Source organism: Flagellimonas halotolerans, from assembly GCF_035818535.1.
GTDB classification, from domain to species: Bacteria; Bacteroidota; Bacteroidia; order Flavobacteriales; family Flavobacteriaceae; genus Flagellimonas; species Flagellimonas halotolerans.
Genome location: NZ_JAYKYV010000008.1, coordinates 139,064 through 162,089, shown reverse-complemented (window position 1 = coordinate 162,089; position 23,026 = coordinate 139,064). Strand labels below are relative to the sequence as shown.

The following is a 23,026-nucleotide window of genomic DNA, read 5'->3' as shown; positions in this document are numbered from 1 at the left end:
TGCTTGGCAATATCGAAATGGGTAATCAATAGTTCGGGAAGGAGAACCTTCAGTAGGTCAATGTATGGATCCAATACGGTCAGTTTTTAAAACAAAGTTCAAACTATAAATTCAATTTACACACAACTTTTGAGATTGACCCTTTAAAAGGGTTCACAATACAATCTAAGATGGCATAGATTATGGTTTTCCCTCCAAAAAATGATGAAACCTTAGTGACAATCAATAAAATGTATTTGCTTATTACTGTTTCACGCTATATTTTAACGAGCTGGTAAAAAAGAGTGGTATTGTCTTTTCAATTAAAAAATGTGTTGGCCATATTTGTCATTTCCACTTATTAAACCAAAAAGTATGCAGATATAATTTAGTACAAGTTTGTACCAGATAACCGACCACGAGATGATTTGATAAAAGAGACACAGTTTTCTCACAAAGGAAGATGGAATGATAAAAACCACAACTAAAACAATGAACCCCCAATTAGAACCTTTTTTTGATCAATCCATGGATTGCCTCTGTATTGCAGACTATAATGGGTATTTTGTGAGAGTGAATCCTGCTTTTATAAAGCTATTGGGGTATACTGAAGAAGAACTGGGCTCAAAATTAATTTCCGAATTCATCTATCATGAAGATAGGGAGCGCACGGCCGCTCACAGGGAAGAACTAAAAAACAATGTTCCACTGGTGAATTTCGAAAACAGGTATGTGTGCAAATCAGGAGCTATTGTCTGGCTACATTGGACATCCATACCGTTGGAAAAGGAGCGATTGATCTACGCCATAGCCAAGGATATTACGCACACCAAAAAACTGGAAAAGGAGCGCATATTGCATTTAAGTCAACTGTCCAAGGTAAATGAAAAACTTAAACAACAGAACTATAGCACCTCACACGACCTTAGATCGCCTCTTAACAATATGCTGTCCCTGGTCAATTTATTGGATTTGACCAAAATTGATGATGTGGATACCAAGGAAATACTCAGTCTAATAAAACTATCCGCCGAAGGATTGAAGAATACCATGAACGCATATATTGATTCCTATTCCGAAGAGGACGTTCGGAATATGGTGTTGGAAGATGTCGATTTTAAAAATGTTTTTGATAAGGTCCAGAACTCTATAAGCTCACTTATACAAAGGGCAGGTGCCAAATTCCACATAGATTTTAGCGCCATGCCTAGTGTGCATTTCAAGGATATTTACATGGAAAGTATTTTTTTGAATTTAATTACCAATTCCATTAAATATGCCAGACCAAATGTTCCACCCATCATCTCAATAAGCACAGCACAAGAAAATGGGAAAAAGAAACTAACCTATACGGACAATGGTCTTGGCTTTGATATGGAGAAAGTAGGCACCCTTATTTTTAAGTTGAACGAGAAATTTCATGGTAACGAAGACAGTAAAGGTGTTGGTTTATATTTAGTCCACGAACAGCTTACCAGCCTTGGTGGAAGTATTTCGGTGGACAGCAAGGTCAACCAAGGTACCACCTTTACGATTCTATTCAAAGCACAAATCCCCTCGATTACAAATTGATTCCACTATCTAATTTGTTTGTGCCAAACCAATTATGATAACATTCGAGACATTTTTTCCAAAAAACAATTGAGAAATGTCATTTTAAACCTATTTGATTAATCTTAACTTTAGTTGAGTTTAAAAGGATAATCATGCTAAATTCTGAGAAAATAGGAAACGAATTCTACCAAAACCTTGGCAAATTGTTTTATGCAGTAGCCATGGCAGATAACAATGTAAGGCCCATCGAAATAAAAAGGTTACGGAAATATGTTCGGCAACATTGGCTGGATATGGATGAAATTGAAGATGAGTTTCATACCGATGCCGCCTATCAAATAGAAATTGTTTTCGATTGGTTAAATGGAGAGGAGAAAGATGGTGGAGAATATTTCAAGGAATTCAAGGAGTTTTATAAAGAACATCCCGAAAAATTCACCGAACCTATCAAAAAGTTGGTTGTTGAAACCGCCGAATCCATAGCCAAATCTTTTGCTGGAAAGAACAGATCGGAGATGTTGGCTATCTTTAAGCTCAAACAGCTCTTTAACCATTAACATGTCTTTGGAAAAATATATAGATCACACCAATCTAAAACCCACCGCCACCCATACCGACATAACAAAGTTATGTAGGGAAGCTATTGAACATGGTTTTTATGCTGTTTGTGTAAACGGATGCCATGTACCTTTAGCCACAGAAGTTTTAAAGGGAAGCCAAATAAAAACGGCTGCTGTAATCGGTTTTCCCCTTGGGGCCATGTCTACCAAGGTAAAAGTGTTCGAGGCCATGGACTGCATTAAAAATGGTGCGGACGAAATAGATATGGTAATTAATATTGGATGGCTTAAATTAAAAGAGGTTGATGCTGTTAGAGATGAAATCGGGGCCATAAAACAAGCGATTGGCAGCAATATTTTGAAAGTGATCATAGAAACCTGCTACCTGAGCGATGAAGAAAAAAAACTTGCCTGCACCCTAGCAATTGATGCAAAGGCAGATTTTGTAAAAACGTCTACTGGGTTTGGAACCGGAGGTGCCACCCTGGATGATGTGGCACTAATGAAAAGAGTTGTGGGCAACAAGGCAAAAATAAAAGCATCAGGTGGAATAAAAACAAAGAAAGAGGCCCTACAATACATAGAACTTGGGGTATCTCGAATAGGAACCTCATCAGGTCCTTCTTTAATCGAATAAAAATTAGGAATGAGCACCCATATTGAAGCCAAACAAGGGGAAATTGCCGAAACGGTACTAATGCCGGGCGATCCCTTACGGGCCAAGTGGATTGCCGAAACTTTTCTCGAAAACCCATTTTGCTATAATAAAATACGGGGAATGCTGGGCTACACGGGCACATACAAAGACAAAAGGATTTCTGTTCAAGGTAGTGGTATGGGTATGCCTTCGGCCATGATCTATTTTCATGAACTCATCACAGATTATGGGGTAAAGAACATCATCCGGGTGGGTTCCGCAGGGTCATACCAAGCAAACGTAAAACTTAATGATGTGGTTTTGGCCATGGCCGCTTCCACTACTTCAGGCATCAATAACTCCAGGTTTATTAACTCCGACTACTCCCCAACAGCCAATTTTGAACTCTTTTTAAAAGCCGTGAACTATGCCCAAGAACAAAACATTCCCATTAAAGCAGGCAATGTGCTTTCTTCGGACGAGTTTTATGTGGATGACCCCGAGGAATACAAACTCTGGGCGGAATACGGTGTACTTTGTGTGGAAATGGAAACCGCTGGCTTGTACACCATAGCCGCAAAATATAATGTAAGGGCATTGACGATTCTTACCATTTCAGATTCCCTGGTAACTCAAGAAAGACTCTCGGCACATGCTCGTGAGACAACATTTAAGGATATGGTGGAAATTGCCTTGGCGGCTGCTTTGCCCTAAAAGTAGGGTTTAGACTAATCATCTCCGGTAGAAACATAATCCTTTGCCACAGGCAACTCAAAAAGCTCCAAAGAAAAATAAGGCAGGGCAGCGAGCAAATGGTCAAAAATATCGGCCATCACATATTCGTAGTTTTCCCATCGCTTATCCGAACTAAAGGCATATATTTCCAAAGGAATACCTTGCGGAGTAGGCTGCAACTGCCGTACCATCAAGGTCATTTTCTTGTTTATGGCGGAATGATTTTCCAGATAATTGGTCACATATTTTCGGAACACACCAAAGTTGGTCAGGTTTCTTCCGTTCACCAACACTTCCTTATTGATATTGTTTTCTTCATTATAGGCCCTGATCTGTTCGTTCCTAGTACCTATGTAACCTTCTACCAGTTGGATCTTTTTAAGCTTTTCTATTTCCTCTTCAGTTAAAAACCGAATACTCTTTTGCCGTATGATCAATGATCTCTTGATTCGCCTTCCCCCCGAAACCTGCATGCCCCTCCAATTTTTGAACGAATCAGAAATCAAAGCGTAGGTAGGTATCGTGGTGATGGTCATATCAAAATTTTGAACCTTAACCGTGGCCAAACTAATCTCCACCACATCACCATCGGCCCCATATTTTTCGAACGTAATCCAATCGCCAATGCGCACCATATCGTTAATGGTAACCTGAATACTGGCCACAAAGCCTAAAATGGAATCCTTAAAAATGAGCAGTATCACTGCAGAGGCAGCACCCAATGCGGTAAAAAATTTCCAAACCGTGGTATCGGTAACGATAACAAAAATAGTGAGCAGCCCCACCACCCAGGCAAAGATCATAAATACCTGAACATAGCTGTTTATGGGCTTGTCCCTAAACTTGGGACGGGTTTTTAAATATCCGTTTACGCTTTTAAAAAACTTCCGAAGTATGATCAGAGTCAAAAAGACGAAAAGTATTTTAATGGTCTTCAGTGTAATTATCCCTGCATATTCAAAATCAGTAAAAGCCACTGGTACAAACTCCAGTAAAATTGTTAAAGGCACAATATGGGCTATATAGCGCGGCACCCTATGGGCCACCAAAAAATTGTCGAAATTGTTTTTGGACTTTCGTGCCAATCTAACGGACAATGCGCGCAATACTTTCCAAATCAGTACATCCAACAACATTACAAGCACTAGGACAACTATCAACATTACAAAAAGATTGATGTAAGCGGCCAGACCTTCTGTCATACCGGTCTTTAGTAAATAGTTGTACAGTAATCGACCCAAATCCTTGTCCATAGTTTCCGTTGAAAGAAATATGGCATAAAATTACGGGATTTAATCCACCCCTCCATAGAAGTAAATCATCATTTATTGATACCCGTTGTACATTTTATTTGAATTTTGCCGATTCGAGTAGTCTTTTATAGGCAAAAACGATGAAAGGTTTCCAATATGTTGCAAATATGTATCGAAAACCGGAATTGCAATATCAAGACCGTTCTCTATACTTTTCCATTGGTAAAGGACCAAAATCAGTGTCCTTCGTTATTCCAACAATGCTAAAATCTTGGAGAAGATTTCAGTGTTCTCATAAACCCCGTTGAAATTTTCGGCTTTTGGCCCATAAGCAAATAAAGGCACCATAATACCGCTATGATCAACGGTTAAAAAATCACCTTGCACGGTACCATCTTCCATGCTGCCGCCCATGATTCCAAAACCAGAAGTTTCGTGATCGGCAGTGATGATCACCAATGTATTTTTATTGACATCGGCAAATTTCAATACCTCTGCAATGGCTTGGTCAAAATCCAACATTTCCTGGATTATGTCGCTAGTGCTGTTGGAATGTCCTCCATTATCGATTTGGGCCCCTTCGACCATTAAAAAAAATGGATTGTTTTTTGACTGTAACACTTCGAGAGCTTTCGAAACACTTTCTGGTAGTGCACTGCCCCTTCCTTTTGCAAGCGACGGAGCTTTATTGTCGCCCAAATAAATAGCTGTCGGTCTTTTAAAATCGGAGAAGTGTTCCAGTTTCTGTTCGGAAAATACCGCTTCAATGTTTTTTTTGTTCTTTTCGCCACCCGCAATAAAAAAGTCCAACGGACTGCTTTTTAAATCCTCTATCAAGCCCGGGGTATCATCTCGTTCAACCCTATGGGCGTAGAATGATGATGGCGTAGCTCCATAAATGGCATCTGTGGTAACTATCGCCGTATTGAAACCCTTTTTGCTCACCGTATCCACTAAATTTATCAGTGGTTCAGCCTCTGGGCCTGTGCCTATGGCCCGGTTGTTGGTCTTTCTACCTGTAGCCATGGCGGTAGCTCCAGCGGCAGAATCGGTGATCAAATCATCATGTGAAGCTGTTTTCACCAATCCTATGTTTTTTAACCCTGTTACACTTAGTTTACCCCGATTGGCTATCATGGCCGAGCTAATTTGCGCCAATCCATTGCCATCGCCTATCATTAAAATAATATTGGTAGGCTTGGAATCGGTATTGTATGCATATTTGGGTCGGTACACCTCAACTGTATCCTTTAATGTGAAGGTGTTTGCATCCAGTTTATCCAAATACTGTTTGGCCTGGGCCGGTTGATCTGTATTGATAAAATCCACACCCAATTTTGCCAAACGTGCCCAAGCCGTTTTGGTATCGGGTGTTGACCAAAACCTGAACGGTTTTCCTGATGCCTTTGCCAAACTTATGGCCCTTTTCACTTTCTCCAGGTCAGGAGCCGTCATCCGACCGTAGCCATTCCATACAGAATAGTTTTTATAACTGGAACTGACCAAGGCAACTTTGCTTAAATCCATGTGTTCGAACTCGTCCAAATTCTGATGGTCGAACCAAATAAAATCAGGGTAATTCTTGTACTCTTCAGATTTGGGACGATTGCCCGAAACTACAAACTTGACTTTGCCACCGTTGATCAAGCTCGGGTATTTTTTCAATACCTCTTCCAGTTTGTCCAAGGTGGCGTATGCCTCGGACTTTAGATCGATAAGCAACTGAAGTGGCCTGAGTTCCCCTGATTTTTCCAAACTACTGAGCCTGTTCAAATACAGCTTATCAAAGGTTTTTCCCTTGACTATCTCATCTTCGGCATGGGTAACATAGAGGGAGTCATTTTTTAAAAACACATCGGCCTCTATGGATGATGCCCCATTGCTGTAGGCATACCAAAATGGCAGTTTTTGGGCATAATCGTTATGGGAGTGGACTTTATAAACGGTCTGGGCAAAGATTTTTCCCGTAACGAAGAAAATCAATCCAACTATAACTAAAAAGGCTGCTCTCTTTTTCATTTTGCTTGATTTATGGCATTGATCATTTTATGGTAAATCTCGTTGTTTTCATAGATGCCCTGGAAATTGTCCGACCCCTTGCCCTTGGCGAAAACAGGAATAAGCTCTCCGCTATGCTGATCGGAATTGAAGTAAACGGTCACTTTTTCGGGCACTTCCCTTTTTTCTCCCGTACTTTTGTCCACTTCATAATGTTTGCCAATGCTCACCCCTCCTGTTTCATGGTCTGCCGTAACCACCAGCAAGGTATTCGGGTTGTTTTCCACATAATCCAACACAACTCCCAAGGTCTTATCAAAATCCAACACTTCGGATATCATCATTTCGGCATTTTCTGCATGTCCGCCCCAATCAATGTACGAGCCTTCGACCATCATAAAAAATGGCTCCCCCTTTTGATCAAAATAATCCAAGGCCATGATGGTTGCTTCGGATAAATAATTGGCCCGCCCATCAATCTTTGAGGGAATCCCATCATCGGCCAATACATAGGCATTCCTTTTGTCCTTCACGGTTTTTGATAGTGCCAAGGTATCCAAATGGTAGTTTTTGGCCTTTAATTCCTCAAAAAGATTTCTTCCATCGTTTCTTTTATCGAAAAACTTTCTTCCTCCGCCCGCAAAAAAATCAACTTCAGCCTCAATCAACTGTGAAGCAATCTCATTGTGCATGTCACGGTCGGTTACATGGGCATAAAAGCTCGCAGGCGTTGCATGTGTAATTGTGGTAAGGCTAATCAAGCCTGTTTGGTATCCATCCCCCTTCAACTGTTCCAAAATGGTTTCTTGCGGAAGCGAATCAAAAGATACCCCAATGGCCCTTTTATAGGTTTTCTGTCCCGTTGAAAAGGCAGTAGCCCCAGCGGCCGAATCGGTGATGGTATAATCCGTTGCCGATGTTTGGTGAAATCCAATTTGCTTGAACCGTGAAAAATTGGGCAGGCTATCGCCAAAATAATAGGCCGTTGATACTTGTGGAACACCCATCCCGTCGCCTATCATAAAAATAATGCTCAGGGGCTCTTCATTGATGGTTCCTATAGGTTTTTCTTCTTTTTTTGATGTGGTACAGCCCAAAATCCATAGAACGGCCAAGGATGCAGCAGCTTTTTTAAATGAAATTTTCATGAATCTGTTCTTTTTCTTATATAACATGTAAGCGGCAAGTGGATAAACCAACCTGCCGCTTAGCTAAAAAATACACCCTACTAATAACCTTCATTCTGCTCCAAATACCCTGCAACATTGGATGCGCCATCTATGGCATCTTGTGGAATCGGGAACAATCTGTGATGAACGTTGTCATCTATTTTTTCGGTCCAAGTATCTTCGTAACGACCAAACCTGATTTGATCGCTCCTGCGGAAACCTTCCCAATACAACTCAAATCCTCTTTCACGGAACAAGATATCCAAATCGATAGCGGAAAGGGGTTCCGGAGTCTGCTCTGGACGTGCCGTTCTGGAGGTCCTAACTGTATTGACATCGGCCAAGGCACCTGCATTGTCACCTGTCCGTAATTTAGCTTCTGCACGCATCAAATAGATTTCGGCCAAGCGCATCAAAACAAGGTCTACACTACTGTAATTGTTGCCATTTGGCGAGGTACGGCTAAACTGGTATTTGGATACGCGATATCCGTTTTTATGCAATCTGCCTTCGTTAGTGAAATCCACCTGCAAGGTATGGTTCACATAATCCACATCCTTATCGGGGCCATTCCCTTTTCTTTGGATTACCGGATAAATACGGTAACCTTCGTCGCAGGTGTAAAAAGAGCCGTTTTCGTCTTTGCGCGGCCCCCAAATTACACCTCGGATAATTCCCCTGTTGATTTCAAAATCTTCAGCGGACATGCAATAGTAGTGATTTTCATCATTTTCCGGTGAAACACCCGTCAAGTCCCGGAGCTCTTCAGGGATAATCTGGTTTTCCTGATAAAATCTGGCATCGGCCTCGGCTGGGTCAACATCGCCATAAGCATCTACCCAGGTCTGATAAAAATCCGGGGTAATGGCCGGCCCATCGGTACCATCTGCACTGGGGTGTTCCGGTCTGGGATACCAAGAACCTGCCAACGACCAATAGGCCCATCGGCTGTGCTCCCTGTTCATCACGCCACGTTGATCCAAAGCAAAAATCAATTCTGGGTTGTCGTGGTTTTCATCATTAAAAAGGTCAAAATACTCTGGGGACAAGGAGTACATTCCGGAGTTGATGATGTTGTCGGTGTACTCAATTACCTTGTTCATATCTTCTGTGGTAAAATCTGGAGTTCCGTAGGGATCGCGGTACACGGCAGCATTTAGGTTCAATCGAGCCAAGAACCCCCAAACGGTTGCTTGTGTTATTCGTCCCGGGCCTCTACTGGTATTGATCACATCAACAACTGAAAGCAGTTCACTTTCGATGTAATCAATGGCATCTTGTCCTCTGATAATCTCCGAAAGGTCACCAGAATTTTCTTTTCTGAAAGCCAATCCCCAACTATCCAAAGTAAGCATGTTAAGGTAAGCCCTCAGAGCAATCATTTCATACAAAGCACCTTCTGCCTCTACGTTTCCTTCATCCGCAAGGGGTTGTAAAACATCAATTGCTGTGATTGTTCTGGAAATGTTTCGTGTCACTTCGTTCCAAGAGCTTCCTACCAAACTATTACTTGGAGCAATATTGTGGCGATGTACTTCTAAAAACTTGCCATTATCGTACCAGTCGACCCCACCGCGATAAGGTAATATGGCCTCATCGGACGGAATTAACTGCAATCCATAGTAATTGGTGTGTCTCCAAGTCCAAGAAATTTGCCCATAAGCCGGAGCAATGGCCCCGCTTATGGCTTCTGCCTGTCCACTACCTTCCAGGGATTCGTCGATAACTTCTTCTTCAAGATCGGTACAGCTTACGTTTGAGAGCAAGCCTATTCCAAATAGTGCGATTATTATTTTATGCTTCATTTTTGAAGTGTTTTTTTTGATTAGAATGATACGTTTAAGCCAAATACAAGGGTTCTTGTTTTGGGATAATTGAAGTAATCAATCCCAAAGGTCTGTATGCCGTCTATAGTCAAGTTTGAATTGATTTCCGGGTCAAAACCGCTGTAATCCGTAATCACAAATAGGTTTTGCCCCGTTATGGAAAAGCGAATCGTGTTTACCAATCCTTCAAGACCGACCAATTCCGGACTAAGGTTGTAACCCAAAGTGGCATTGTTCAACCTCAAGAAATCACCGTCCTCCAAATATCTGGTGGATACGGCATTGGAGTTGGTGATATCCTCATTGGGAAATTGCGTGGCAATGGAGGTCGTGTTAAAGTTGGAACTTAAAAGCCCTTTACTGAACAAAGACATTGCGGTGTGGTTGTACACCTTGTTTCCAGAAACCCCGTTAAAGTTCAATCCAAGATCAAAGTTCTTATAGTTGAAGTTCAGATAAAATGCATAGATCAAATCTGGCAATGCACTCCCCACTACTCTCCTATCTTCGGACAAAATACTCAGGCCATCATCTCCGATTCCCAAGAACTCCTGCATATAATAAGCTCCTATTGGTTCACCATTAATGTTTCCGTTAATGGTTGCATCGGTCTGACCCGCTCCTTGTGCAGCTCCCGTGGTCAGCACTTCGTAGGGTGAGTTGGACACTTCGTTTTTGGTATAGGCCAAGTTACCGCCGATGTTATAGGAAAAATCCTTGCTGTAATCGCTGTGGTAATCCAAGGCAAGTTCAAAACCGCTGTTCTTAATTTCCATATCGGGAATATTGGTCCAGTATTTATCGGTAGGTTGAACAGGGTCGGCCGGGGTTACTTCCAACAAAATATTCTCAGAAACTTTATTGAAATAATCCAACGTACCGGACAAACGATTGTTGAACAGTCCAAAATCCAAACCAAAATCCAATTGCTCGGATACTTCCCATTGGATGTCGGGATTGGCCAAACGGGTAAAAATGGTTCCGTAAGGGTAATCGGCCAAGGTCTTTTCGTCGCCATTGATGGGGTAGGAATCATTATTGTCCCTACTATCGGTGAAACTTCTTTTTGTAATTTTTGATGGAATTTCTTGATTACCGGTTCTACCCCAACTTGCCCTAAGCTTTAAATTATTGATGGTTGTGTTCGAGCTCAAGAATGCTTCGTTCATAATGTTCCAACCAGCGGCAACGGAGGGGAAATATCCATACTTGTTGTTCCCACCAAACTTGGATGACCCGTCCGCCCTCATGGTGGCGGTAAGCATATACCTGTTATCGAACACATAATTGGCCCTACCAAAGAAAGATTGCAGCTCATTCTTTGTGGCATAAGTATTCATAAAAGTTGGCATATCTTCAGAACTTATCTGATCCTGATATTTTGGGTCGATACCATTATCCGAAAAACCTTCCATTTCAAAACTCTTCTGGTGCACATAGGTTTCTTGATAACTATGTCCAACCAAAAAAGTGAGGTTGTGCTTATCGGTCATCAAATTATACGTCAATGTATTCTCGATAAGACTGTTTTTGTTGGTGGTGTAAATACTGTTCAGTTCCCCCCTTATGTAATCTTCCAACAAAGAGTAGGGCTTGTACTGTATATCCCTTTGTGTAGATGAGTAATCCACGCCCAAGTTCAACTTATAGGTAAGCCCATTCACAATTTCCACGGAAGGGGCCAAATTGGCCAAAATACGATGGTTCACGGCATCATCACTGTATATTTGCTCTCTGGTCAAGGGATTGAGCATGTTATCCAACAAGGTTGGTTGCCCATCGGTGTACAAAGGCAATGTTGGGTTCAGCTGAAGCATGTCTCCCACAATCGCCCTTGAATCTGCGCGAAGGTTCTCGGTCCTGGTAGCTGTCATATTAAACTCGACCTTTAAACGATCGTTGAAAGCCCTTTGGGTCAAATTCAATCGACCTGAATAACGTTTAAGATCGTTGCCCCTAAGAATTCCTTCTTGATCATTAACGCCCAAGGATGCTCGGTAGGAGAATTTTTCGGATGCGCCGCTCATGGCTAAATTCACATTTTTGGTAAACCCTGTCCTGCTCAATGCATCTTGCCAATTGGTATTGGCTCCGCCATCTTCCAAGGTACCGCCTGTTGCAACAACTTCCTGTCTAAAACGATCAGCCGAAAAAACATCAACTTGGTTGGCCAAGGTTGAAAACCCGGTGGATACGTTCAAATCCATGCTGGTTCTTCCGGCCTTGCCCCTTTTGGTGGTAATCACAATTACTCCATTGGCGGCTCTCGCACCATAAATTGCTGCGGCAGAGGCATCCTTAAGCACATCTATACTTTTTATGTCTTGTGGGTTGATGAAGTTCAAGGGGTTGGTCGGAACACCGGTGCTCGTATTGTCCAAAGCAAAACCGTCGATTACATAAAGTGGTGTGGTCCCCGAACGGAGACTCCCAACACCCCTGATGATTACATCCTGTGCTGCTCCTGGCTCTCCACTAACGTTGGAAATGTTCACACCCGCTACTTTACCTTGTAAAAGTTGCCCGGGGTTCATCACGATTCCTTTGTTAAAATCTTCGCTGTCCACGGAAGCGATAGAACCAGTCACATCTGTTTTTCTTTGAGTGCCATACCCAACAACGACCACATCTTCCAACATGGTGGCATCCTGCTCCAACTGAATATTGATGGTACTGCGGCCATCTACGGAAACTTCTTGGGGTTTGTAGCCCAAGTAGGAAACTTGAAGGATTGCATCACTTTCAACATCAATGGAAAAGTTTCCATCAAAATCGGTAATGGTACCGTTGCCCCTACCCTTTTCCATAACCGAAGCACCGGCCAATGGAACTCCGTTTTCATCCGTTACTTGACCCGTAACGGAAATAAAAACCACTTCGACCACTCGTTTTGGGGCCTTGGGCTTAACATCTATGGAAATGGTGTTGTTGATTCTTCTAAAAGTAAGGCGGGCATCTTTGGCCATTAATTCCAAAACAGATTTTAATGATACGTTTTGGTAGGCAATGCTATAGGTGTTTTGCAACCTGCCCACTTTTCGGTCGTAAACAAATTTAAAATCCGTTTGATCTTCAATTTGTTTAAGCACATCTACTACAGTGGCGTCGTCCATAGACAGGTCCACCTTAAAACTTTCCAAGTTCTGCCCCCTGACATCGGCAGCAAGCACCGGGTTCAGCAGAGCCAAAACAATCAGAAAGCAAAATGTATGGAATGTCAACTTGATTAATTGTTTAATAGTTAGTGAATTCATAATTTCACATAATGTTTAAATGGTTATAAGTATTTGTAATTATTGAACAGTCGACAGCCTGTTTCCGCTCGCCAAAGTGTTACGGGCTGTCTCTTTTTAATTTGTTTGCTTTTATGTCATATTAATGCTGTTTTTGATTTGAGTTGGTTTTAGTCAGTACATTTTCCTTTTAATTGGACTTTATTTTTATCCAAAAATTGATAGTGCAATCCCTTTTTAGCATACACAATGCTTTCCAGAATAGCATCCAATCTTTCGTTATCGTATGTTGCGGTAATATGGCAATTGCCAATGGTATTGTTATCAACCACAAAAGTTACGCCGTACCAGCGTTCCAAAGTCTGTAGTACTTTGGACAGTTCTGCGTCATCAAAATGAATGATGCCGTCTTTCCAATGTAGAAATGAGGCAATATCTATCTTTTCCTTGGAAATGGCTTTTGAATTTCTATCGAAAACACCCTGCTCATTGGGCAATAGGAGCAGTTCACTTTCTTGTGAAGCTACTTTTACCTTGCCCGTTGCCACTGTTATTGCCACTTGCTGGTTTTCTGGATAGGTGTTCACATTAAAAGAAGTACCCAGCACCGTGGTTGCCACCTCGCCCGATTTTATGATAAATGGTTTATCCAGGTCTTTAGCAACATCAAAAAAAGCTTCGCCTTCGAGTTCCACTTCCCTTGTATCGCCTTCAAATCGTTGCGGATATTTTATGGTACTGCCAGCGTTAAGATATACCTCGGTACCGTCGGCCAAAACAATGTGTAGCTTTTGTCCCCATTCCGTGGTTTTGGTAATCTCGGCAATGGGTTCTACCACTTCTGTTTGATGGGTGAAGATGTAGGCAAAATATCCAAGTCCAATCAACAAGGTTAACGAAGCCGCCACGCTGCTCCATTTTAGTATTGGCCTTCTTTTGGAATTATTTATATGCTTGGCCAATTTTTGACCTACCCGCTTCTTTTGTTTTGGATTTTTAAAAACGTTATGATGGTTCTTGAAAAGCAACTTATGGTCAAACTCCTCCAAGAGTGATTCCTCCTTTTTGGTAATGGTACCATTGAGGTATTTTTTCATCAAAACCTTAATCTCATTTTCAGTCATTGTATGTCCGTTTCAACTACAAGTACCAGAAACGTACAGGGACGCACACTCGAAAAATCTGTTTTAATGATTACTTAATACTACAGGAAACCTCTTAACCTTAAGCTAAAAAACCCATCATTTAAAGGAACAATGATTTAACAATGGAAAGGTCTTTGCGCAGCCTGCGGAGGGCAAAGGAAATTTGATTCTCAACCGAGCGATGGGAAATGTTCAGTCGCTCCGCGATTTCCTTATTACTGATGTTGTGTATTCGGCTCAACCTAAATACTTCCTGGCATCTTTGTGGGAGATCGGCCATACTTACATCAATACGTTCGGTAAGCTCCATAAGGTCTTCTTCCAACTCCATTTCTGGGGCTATATAAATCGAATTGGCAGCCTCAATCTGTGTTTTGTTAAACTTGGTATCCCTTAAAGTATTGTAACATTTATACCGAATCGCTTTGAAGAGATATGACTTAATATGGTTTACCTCTACAGTTTCCCTGCGTTGCCAATAATCGATCCAGATGTCCTGAACCAAATCCTTGGCCAGGGAATCGTTCATTACCAAAGACGCTGCGTAAACGTACATGGGCTCCCAAAGCATGGAGAACAGACTGTTAAATGCATTCCTGTCCGAGGCTTTGACCCGGACAGCAAGTTCTTGCTGTGCTTCATTTGTATGGGGGTGTTTCATCACGGACAAATTTCATAAAAATAAAAGTGGACGGATATTATGATATTGTAAACTTTACGAAAACTTGTTCTCGTGTTGGTTTTAAAAACCATCGACCATAAAAAGCCATTAAAACCCTTCCCTTTTATCCAAAAAAATTATATTTGCACACCTAAAATTGCAAAGGCCCACGTGGTGGAATTGGTAGACACGCTACCTTGAGGGGGTAGTGTTCGTAAGGACGTGCTGGTTCGACTCCAGTCGTGGGCACAGAAGAAAACCGCAAAATCTTGCGGTTTTTTTTGTTTTCAAGGTTACGGATATACTTCTATTTTTAGTCATTCTTTTTACTTCTGCTTTTTTTATTTATTTTCCGAGTAATTACTAATCAGTCACAGTTGAATACTTATCCCTTATATAAACGATAGGCATGGATGAACAAGTATCAAGTGAAATTTCCATGTTTTATGGATGGTGGCAGCTTTCGGTTTGCCTTTTTGCATTTCTTTCCTTAATGGCCATTTGGCACCATATCGGGAAAAAACAGGATGATTATGGCCCTGTTTGGCTGGCTCTTTCGGTGCTTTGTTGGGCCTTTTCCGGGCTTGTGGAAATCGTATACCTCAACAATAATGGTCTTTACCCCCACTTTAAAGATGGTCTTAGGAGTATTCTATCATTGACTAACAGTTTGTTTATTTTGATGGCCCTGCCTTGGTTCAAATATTTGCCCAAGGCATTGGCTCCTTTGATAAAATCAAAGTTTTGGCCCTACATCATCGGTATTCCTTTTGCATTTGCACTGTTTCCAACCCTATTCAAAATGTTTTTGGTCCGTGAAGCATACGTCATCAATGAACTCGATGTTGTTTATGCACTGTTGACCTTACTATTTTTAGGCTTTGTTCTATGGGAATCCTTTATAAAAAGAAGGCTTCCCCTCTTGGGTTGGTTAGCATTGATCACCATTTTGGTAACGCTCTTGGCCCAAATATATAAGTTGATGGACAATACCATTAATCTATTGTTGTTCTCAGCGATTTTCAAAACTTCGTTGATCATGCTGTTCTTTGCCCTGGCACTAAGCTGGGTAAAGGAACTTACCGAAACGGTGATACCAGAACCCCATCAGCTAAAACTATTATTTACCAAGACGGGTAATAAAGAAAATAGCGGCGCAACTTCAGTTACACTGATTGGGTTCCTTGGTGATAAAAACAGGGTCGTAAAGCTCACCCCTGCCCTCTATCGCTTGTTGAGAACATTTGCCGAACGCAAACTAAATTCAACCGATAATTGGTTGGAAATCAAACCAAAAAACTTTGAAGCTTCCAAAAACTATGACATCAACGACCACAATGAGCTTAAAAGGTTATTGGAGGCGCTGCTGAATGGACTCTTCGGCAAAAAGAATTGGACAAGGGACAAACACTACCATCCCTTAAAAGGCACTTTGTTCGAAATGTCGGAAAACAGGGAAAGGAAAATTAGGCTCCATATCCCAAAAGAAAACATACAGATTGAAAATGAATGACTTAGCTTTGATTTGTCAGTTATTTGGTTACTGACATTTTGAGATTCATTCCGACAATGTCCAAAAAATCCGAACCTACAATCGAAATTCAGGCAAACTTTCGATTATGGGTAAATTTCTATTGTACAGTACATTATGCATTCCAAGCAATGCAATTTTAGCATCCACATCCGAAAAAGGTCTGGACGAAAAAATAAATGAAGCCTTTATGCCCTTTGCCGTATGGTGGGAAAATCTGATTCTGGCAGAGGTTCCCATATTCGGGCATGGCATTCCAATAATTCTTATCATTCTGATACTGGGGGCCCTGTTCTTTACGGTCTATTTTGGGTTTATCAACATCCGTCATTTCTCAACAGCCATACAAGTGGTCCGAGGAAAATACGATGAACTTGAAAAAACACCCCCGAAACCAAAACCACAGGTTTATGAAGTCGAGGGAGATTTGGTGGATACCATTAAAGATGAAGGGCACTCGGGAGAGGTAAACCATTTTCAGGCCTTGGCCACCGCGGTATCGGGTACTGTAGGTCTGGGCAATATAGCCATGGTGGCCGTAGCCATTTCCTTTGGAGGGCCCGGAGCCACTTTTTGGATGATACTGGCCGGACTGCTTGGCATGTCCACTAAGTTTGTGGAATGCACCCTTGGGGTAAAGTATCGGGATATAGACACCGATGGCAATGTTTATGGTGGCCCCATGTATTATTTGTCCAGAGGGTTAAAACAGCGAGGGTTTTCCCGCTTGGGCAAATTTTTGGCCTCAGTTTTTGCCATACTCTGCGTGGGGGCTTCCTTTGGTGGCGGAAATGCCTTCCAAAGCAACCAAGCTGCCTCCCAGATTATAGAACGTTTTGGTTTGACCGGCGATGCCACGGGGAGCATCATTGGCCTTGTTTTTGCAATTTTGGCCGGAATTGTAATCATTGGCGGGATTAAACGTATCGCCAAGGTTACGGAAAAAGTGGTTCCTTTTATGGCCATACTTTACGTGGGTGCGGCACTCTTCATCATATTTTCCAAAATAGAATGGGTCGATGATGCCTTTGCCCTTATCCTAAAAGAAGCCTTCACCCCCGAAGCAACAATTTCAGGTGGATTTGTAGGGGTTATGATCCAAGGATTTAGAAGAGCTGCTTTTTCCAATGAAGCGGGCGCAGGCTCTGCCGCCATAGCACATTCGGCCGTTAATACCTCATTCCCGGCATCGGAAGGACTTGTAGGTTTGTTGGAACCTTTCATTGATACTGTTTTGGTGTGTACCATGACAGCCGTTATCATCATTCTCTTTAACATGGACGGTGTTTTTGTATATGGCAATGTAGTAGAGGGCCAAGCTCTAATGGCTGATGGAAGTCGGTTGGGCGGGGTGAACATTACATCCCTGGCTTTTGAAAATTCCATTAACGGTTCTTCCTGGGTCCTAATGGCCGCTGTATGCCTGTTTGCCTTCAGCACCATACTATCTTGGTCCTATTATGGGCTACAGGCATGGAAATACCTCTTTGGAAGAAGCAAGATCACTGACCTCACCTATAAAATTATATTCCTTTTGTTTACTGTGCTGGGTGCTGCCATAACCCTGGATGCTGTGATAAAGTTTTCAGATGCCATGATATTGGCCCTGGTATTCCCAAACATGGTCGGTTTGCTCATCTTGTTCCCCTATGTAAAAAAAGAATTCAAAGGCTATATGCACTTGATTTCCAAAAAATAGGGAAAGGACCCCATAGGCATCAGCATTGTACATGATAATGGCAAGAAACGCCAGTTCAAGTTTTTTCCAAGGGAGAGACTGTCCGCTTTTAGGAAGATAACGAGAACAAGACTTTATCGTTAAAATTCCATAAACATTCGTGACTTTTTGAAGAGTTAGTGCAAAATTTATGATAAATAACTAGGATGACATCTTTTAAATTGTAAATTTGTTTAACGTTTAAATAAAAAAGATGAACAGTGTAAAAACTTCTTTTAGTATTCGGGACATGGAGAACCTTTCGGGCATAAAAGCCCACACCATCCGAATTTGGGAAAAGAGATATGATTTATTCCGTCCTGAAAGAACGAACACAAATATTCGGACATACAACATTACCAGTCTACAAAAGTTATTGAACGTTACCCTACTTTATAACAATGGGTACAAAATTTCCAAAATCGCCAAGTTAGGGGATGAAAAAATACCGGCATTGGTCAATGAGATTGTTTCGCGAAAAAGTGAAAAGAACCACATACTCAATTCATTGAAACTATCGATGCTCAATTTTGACCAATCACTTTTTTTGAAGACCTACAATGGGCTCATGGAGGAGAAATCGTTTACCCAAATCTTTAACGAGGTCTTTATCCCCCTGTTGAACGAACTTGGATTGCTATGGCAAACCAATACCATAAGCCCGGCCCACGAGCATTTTATATCCAACTTGATCAAACAAAAAATATACATCCATACCGAGAAGCTTCAATTTGAAACTCCCGCAAAAAAAAATGAAGTATACGTCCTTTTTCTTCCTGAAAACGAGATACACGAATTGGGGCTCTTGTACATTAATTACCAATTGGCCCTTCACGGCTACAAAACCATATATTTAGGACAGACCATGCCGGTGGAAAGTCTTGAGGATTTACTGAAATATTACGATAACATCAGGTTTATTTCCTACTTTACCGTAGCACCCACCAAAGATGACATTGATGATTATTTTAAACGATTCCGTAAGGTGTTAAAAAAATCGCCCGGTTCCAAACTTTACGTTTTGGGTCATCAGATACAAGAATTTGAGGATGAGCAACCTTCGGGTCCCATCAAAATATTTAAATCCATTAATCAACTGATAGAATCGCTTTAAATCCAAATGGAAAAAGTAATTGTCATCGGTTCTGGTTTTTCTTCCCTATCCGCCTCATGTTATTTGGCAAAAGAAGGATTTGAGGTGGAACTATTCGAAAAAAATGATACTGCGGGCGGTAGGGCAAGACAATTGGTCAAAGATGGTTTTACCTTTGATATTGGACCAAGCTGGTATTGGATGCCCGATATTTTTGATAAATTTTTTGCTGACTTCAACAAAAAGACCTCGGATTATTACCAGTTGGACAAGCTAAACCCCGCCTATAAAATTTTCTTCGAAGACGATGTGATCACCATAGGTGACTGTATGGAAAAGATATGCAACGAGTTCGAACGCATTGAATCGGGAAGTAGCGAACACTTGAAACAATTTATAGCCGAAGCCCAAGAAAATTACAATATTGCTATCAACAAAGTGGTGTTGAGGCCCGGTCTTTCCCCTTTGGAACTTATAACCAAAGAAACCGTATTAAAGGTCGACCAATTTTTTAAAACCATAAGTCAACAGGTGCGTAAACGCTTCAAAAATCCAAAGTTGGTATCCACTTTGGAGTTTCCCGTACTTTTTTTGGGGGCCAAACCCAGCAAAACCCCATCCTTCTACAATTTTATGAATTTTGCCGACTTTGGTCTTGGCACTTGGCATCCAAAAGGTGGTATGTACGAAATCATCAAGGCCATGCAAAGTGTGGCAGAAGAATTGGGCGTAACCATACACACCAATAGTCCCGCAACACATATTCTAGTATCCGATGGAGAGGTCTTGGGCATCAGAAGCAAAGGGAAAAATCATCTTGGTGATTATGTAGTGAGCGGTGCCGACTATCACCATTCCGAAACTTTATTGGACAAAAAACACCGACAATATTCCGAAGAATACTGGAACAAAAAAACCTACGCCCCTTCCTCTCTGTTGTTCTATATAGGTTTTGACAAGAAGTTGGAAAATATTGAACATCACAATTTGTTTTTTGATACCGACTTTGAAAAACATGCCCAAGAAATCTATGATAATCCCCAATGGCCCAGCAATCCTTTGTTCTATGCCAACTTTCCGTCGATAACCGATGCCACAATGGCTCCAAATGGCAAAGAAACAGGTTTTTTCTTGGTACCCATTGCCCCTGGATTGGAAGATACACCACAAGTACGTGACCAATATTTTGATATTGTAATGGACCGATTTGAAAATTTAACCAAGCAAACTGTAAAAAAATCAGTAATTTTTAAGGAAAGTTTCTGTGTAAACGATTTTGTGGAGCAGTATAACTCTTATAAAGGCAATGCCTATGGCTTGGCAAACACGTTGCGCCAAACCGCTTTTTTACGACCTAACCTCAAAAGTAGCAAAGTAAAAAAATTGTTCTTTACCGGTCAGTTGACCGTTCCCGGCCCAGGGGTTCCACCATCCCTGATCTCCGGAAAACTGGTGGCTGATTTAATCATTAAAGAAGTAAAAAGATGAAAACTATTTTTGACGATGTATCCTACAACTGCAGCAAGGTCGTGACCCAGTCTTACAGCACCTCCTTTTCGTTGGCCACCAAAATGTTGGCACCGTCCATCCGTTCCGATATATACAATATTTACGGTTTTGTACGTTTTGCCGACGAAATTGTGGATACCTTTCACGATTACGACAAGGCCAAATTGTTCAATGCCTTTGAAAAAGACATGGAACGGGCCATTGATGACAAAATTAGTTTGAACCCTATTTTGAATTCCTTTCAGCATACCTATCACAAGTATGACATTCCGCATCATTTGGTAACGTCCTTTATGAAAAGCATGCGCATGGACCTTACCAAGAAAAACTATGAGACTTTTGATGAATACCGTGAGTATATTTATGGTTCTGCCGATGTTGTTGGGTTGATGTGCCTTTGTGTATTTGTAAAAGGGGACAAGGAAAAGTATGAAAATTTGAAAGAATCGGCCATGGCTTTGGGTTCCGCTTTTCAAAAAGTGAACTTTTTACGTGATCTAAAAGCTGATTACGAGCATTTGAACCGGGCCTATTTTCCGAACACCAACTTGATGGAACTGGACGAGGAGTCCAAAAAGCGTATCGTAAACGAGATCAAGGCCGATTTTGCGCTTGGGTACTCAGGAATTGTACAGTTGCCCGAACAAGCCAAGTTTGGAGTTTATACCGCGTATAGATATTATAAAAAACTGCTTCAAAAATTGCAGGGCACACCTCCTCTGGAGATAAAAAACACTAGGATCCGTGTCCCCAACTATCAAAAATTTGGTCTGTTGGCACAATCGTATGTAAATTATAAATTACAACTGGTACAATGAAAGTAGCACTTTGGATACTGATATTTTTGGCAACTTTTTGCTTTATGGAGTTTATGGCATGGTTTACCCATAAATACGTGATGCATGGTTTTCTATGGAGCCTGCATAAGGACCACCATAAAAAAGATCATGATTCCTGGTTTGAGCGAAATGATGCTTTCTTTATTTTTTACGCCGTCGTTAGCATGACGTTGTTTTACTTGGGCAGTTACACCTCGTTTTGGTATGGATGGCCGTTAGGATTTGGCATTTTGGCCTATGGCATTGCTTATTTTACGGTTCACGATATATTTATTCACCAACGCTTTAAAATATTTAGGAATGCCAACAATTGGTATGCGAAAGGAGTACGTAGGGCGCATAAAATCCATCATAAACATTTGGGCAAAGAAGACGGGGAATGTTTTGGAATGTTGGTCGTCCCTTTCAAATATTTTAAGAAGAAATAAAATAATGGCTATTCGGAAATCAACTTATCCAACAGGCTACGGGTCTTGTCGGAATTCCAATTGGCGGCTCCCGTTTTATCCACCACTACATTGCCCTTTTTATCAATAATATAGGTTACGGGAATACTACTACTTTCCAACTCCTTTGGTGTGGCCGATGCTTGAAAATATACTGGTAAATCATACCCTTTTTTCTTTAGAAATGCCTCAACTTTTTGTTTTTCATCATTGGCCACGAAGGCAAATTCGACTTTATTCTTATAATCCGAGTACAATTCCACAAATCCAGGAAGTTCTGCAACACATGGCGGGCACCAGGTTGCCCAAACGTTCACCAAAATAACTTCCCCTTGTTTTGATTGGAGGTTGGTTGATTTACCCTTTAGATCAACAAGGTTCCAGTTATAGTTTTTCAACCTAGTTTGTTCATCCTTGTCCACAGTGCTTGGACTAATCACTGTAGCAACAATTTTATTGACCCATACCCGTGGATAAAATCCCAATGGAGTAAACAATATAAGAACTATGGCCAAAATCCATATAGCGTTGCCGATCTGTTCCTTGGTGATTTTCATTCTGCGATTAACCGTTCCATTAATTTATAAACTTTATTGGTGCTCCAATCCGAAATTCCTTCTTCGTGAATCACAATGCTTCCTGATCTATCGATCAAATAGGAAGAAGGCACCTCGCTGGGATCAATGGGCATTTTTTCGCCTATGATCAAATAGGTTACTGGGAATGTAAATTCGTGCTCTTCCATAAAAGCCTCAACAGGTGCTCTCTCCTCATTGGTGATGATGTAAAAATCAACTCCATCCTTATATTTGTCGTACAATTCCTGAATACTTGCAAGCTCTGCTTCCGATGGCAATCCCCATGAAGCCCATAAATTGATGAAGATTACCTTTCCTTTGGATTTTTCAAAGTTGAAAAAGTTCCATTCTGCATCTTTTAGCTTCCAATCGTAATCGGTGATTTTTTGTTGCTCGCCCTTATCGATGATCTCAGGAGAGAATGCAAACGCCCTGTTCAACCAAATTTTCCCGTAGTAACCGATCGGGGTCACAAAAAACGATAGGATAAAAAGAATCAATACAACATTGAGAATGGTCTTTTTGTTGATCTTCATTGAAAATTATTTATCAAAAATTAAAAA

At 41.3% G+C, this 23,026-nt stretch carries 19 protein-coding genes and 1 tRNA gene; 11 read left to right on the top strand and 9 right to left on the bottom strand.

The features are described from left to right. Nucleotides 1-471 precede the first annotated feature (471 nt). From VM932_RS11440 to deoD, 4 genes are all read left to right on the top strand, one after another. On the top strand, nucleotides 472-1,551 hold the full coding sequence (locus tag VM932_RS11440) for a sensor histidine kinase (RefSeq protein ID WP_326278913.1): 1,080 nt from the start codon (nucleotides 472-474) through the stop codon (nucleotides 1,549-1,551). A gap of 134 nt (nucleotides 1,552-1,685) precedes the next feature. Further along, nucleotides 1,686-2,090 carry a hypothetical protein gene (locus VM932_RS11435; protein ID WP_293169186.1) on the top strand — a complete coding sequence of 135 codons (405 nt, stop codon included), beginning with the start codon at nucleotides 1,686-1,688 and terminating at the stop codon, nucleotides 2,088-2,090. Nucleotide 2,091: 1 nt separating this feature from the next. After that, the gene (deoC, locus tag VM932_RS11430; protein ID WP_326278912.1) at nucleotides 2,092-2,730 is read left to right on the top strand and encodes a deoxyribose-phosphate aldolase; all 639 of its coding nucleotides are present in this window, start codon (nucleotides 2,092-2,094) and stop codon (nucleotides 2,728-2,730) included. A gap of 9 nt (nucleotides 2,731-2,739) precedes the next feature. Then, a complete protein-coding gene (gene deoD, locus VM932_RS11425) occupies nucleotides 2,740-3,444 on the top strand; it encodes a purine-nucleoside phosphorylase (RefSeq protein ID WP_326278911.1) in 705 nt (234 codons plus the stop codon). Between the two features lie 14 nt (nucleotides 3,445-3,458). Here deoD and VM932_RS11420 read toward each other — a convergent pair whose 3' ends face one another. The 7 genes from VM932_RS11420 to VM932_RS11390 form a co-directional block, all read right to left on the bottom strand. Continuing rightward, nucleotides 3,459-4,718: a mechanosensitive ion channel family protein gene (locus VM932_RS11420; RefSeq protein WP_326278910.1), complete on the bottom strand. Its 1,260-nt coding sequence runs from the start codon at nucleotides 4,716-4,718 to the stop codon at nucleotides 3,459-3,461. A 249-nt stretch (nucleotides 4,719-4,967) separates the two neighbouring features. After that, the gene (locus VM932_RS11415) at nucleotides 4,968-6,737 is read right to left on the bottom strand and encodes an alkaline phosphatase (protein ID WP_326278909.1); all 1,770 of its coding nucleotides are present in this window, start codon (nucleotides 6,735-6,737) and stop codon (nucleotides 4,968-4,970) included. Further along, the gene (locus VM932_RS11410) at nucleotides 6,734-7,864 is read right to left on the bottom strand and encodes an alkaline phosphatase (RefSeq protein ID WP_326278908.1); all 1,131 of its coding nucleotides are present in this window, start codon (nucleotides 7,862-7,864) and stop codon (nucleotides 6,734-6,736) included. The genes VM932_RS11415 and VM932_RS11410 overlap by 4 nt, the downstream gene beginning before the upstream one ends. An 80-nt stretch (nucleotides 7,865-7,944) precedes the next feature. After that, nucleotides 7,945-9,690 (bottom strand): RagB/SusD family nutrient uptake outer membrane protein, encoded by a 1,746-nt coding sequence (locus tag VM932_RS11405; protein ID WP_326278907.1) that lies wholly within the window; start codon nucleotides 9,688-9,690, stop codon nucleotides 7,945-7,947. 20 nt (nucleotides 9,691-9,710) lie between these two features. After that, the gene (locus VM932_RS11400) at nucleotides 9,711-12,965 is read right to left on the bottom strand and encodes a SusC/RagA family TonB-linked outer membrane protein (RefSeq protein WP_326278906.1); all 3,255 of its coding nucleotides are present in this window, start codon (nucleotides 12,963-12,965) and stop codon (nucleotides 9,711-9,713) included. A gap of 149 nt (nucleotides 12,966-13,114) precedes the next feature. Then, a complete protein-coding gene (locus tag VM932_RS11395) occupies nucleotides 13,115-14,068 on the bottom strand; it encodes a FecR family protein (protein WP_326278905.1) in 954 nt (317 codons plus the stop codon). A 121-nt stretch (nucleotides 14,069-14,189) separates the two neighbouring features. After that, complete coding sequence (locus tag VM932_RS11390; RefSeq protein WP_326278904.1) at nucleotides 14,190-14,750, bottom strand: RNA polymerase sigma-70 factor; 561 nt, start codon at nucleotides 14,748-14,750, stop codon at nucleotides 14,190-14,192. Between the two features lie 165 nt (nucleotides 14,751-14,915). Here VM932_RS11390 and VM932_RS11385 point away from each other — a divergent pair. From VM932_RS11385 to VM932_RS11355, 7 genes are all read left to right on the top strand, one after another. After that, nucleotides 14,916-14,999: transfer RNA gene (locus tag VM932_RS11385), tRNA-Leu, on the top strand. A 160-nt stretch (nucleotides 15,000-15,159) separates the two neighbouring features. Then, nucleotides 15,160-16,263 carry a hypothetical protein gene (locus VM932_RS11380; RefSeq protein WP_326278903.1) on the top strand — a complete coding sequence of 368 codons (1,104 nt, stop codon included), beginning with the start codon at nucleotides 15,160-15,162 and terminating at the stop codon, nucleotides 16,261-16,263. A 106-nt stretch (nucleotides 16,264-16,369) separates the two neighbouring features. Next, a complete protein-coding gene (locus VM932_RS11375) occupies nucleotides 16,370-17,980 on the top strand; it encodes an alanine/glycine:cation symporter family protein (RefSeq protein ID WP_326278902.1) in 1,611 nt (536 codons plus the stop codon). Between the two features lie 232 nt (nucleotides 17,981-18,212). After that, nucleotides 18,213-19,112, top strand: a complete 900-nt coding sequence (locus tag VM932_RS11370) for a MerR family transcriptional regulator (protein WP_326278901.1) — start codon at nucleotides 18,213-18,215, stop codon at nucleotides 19,110-19,112. A 6-nt stretch (nucleotides 19,113-19,118) separates the two neighbouring features. Further along, complete coding sequence (locus VM932_RS11365; protein WP_326278900.1) at nucleotides 19,119-20,579, top strand: phytoene desaturase family protein; 1,461 nt, start codon at nucleotides 19,119-19,121, stop codon at nucleotides 20,577-20,579. Further along, complete coding sequence (locus VM932_RS11360; RefSeq protein ID WP_326278899.1) at nucleotides 20,576-21,418, top strand: phytoene/squalene synthase family protein; 843 nt, start codon at nucleotides 20,576-20,578, stop codon at nucleotides 21,416-21,418. The genes VM932_RS11365 and VM932_RS11360 overlap by 4 nt, the downstream gene beginning before the upstream one ends. After that, nucleotides 21,415-21,867 (top strand): sterol desaturase family protein, encoded by a 453-nt coding sequence (locus VM932_RS11355; RefSeq protein ID WP_326278898.1) that lies wholly within the window; start codon nucleotides 21,415-21,417, stop codon nucleotides 21,865-21,867. Before VM932_RS11360 ends, VM932_RS11355 begins: the two co-directional genes overlap by 4 nt. Before the next feature lie 8 nt (nucleotides 21,868-21,875). Here the strand turns inward: VM932_RS11355 and VM932_RS11350 are convergent, their stop codons facing one another. Together VM932_RS11350 and VM932_RS11345 are read right to left on the bottom strand one after the other, a co-directional pair. Then, nucleotides 21,876-22,442 (bottom strand): TlpA family protein disulfide reductase, encoded by a 567-nt coding sequence (locus tag VM932_RS11350; RefSeq protein ID WP_326278897.1) that lies wholly within the window; start codon nucleotides 22,440-22,442, stop codon nucleotides 21,876-21,878. Then, nucleotides 22,439-22,999 (bottom strand): TlpA family protein disulfide reductase, encoded by a 561-nt coding sequence (locus VM932_RS11345; protein ID WP_326278896.1) that lies wholly within the window; start codon nucleotides 22,997-22,999, stop codon nucleotides 22,439-22,441. Before VM932_RS11345 ends, VM932_RS11350 begins: the two co-directional genes overlap by 4 nt. Between the last annotated feature and the right edge of the window lie 27 nt (nucleotides 23,000-23,026).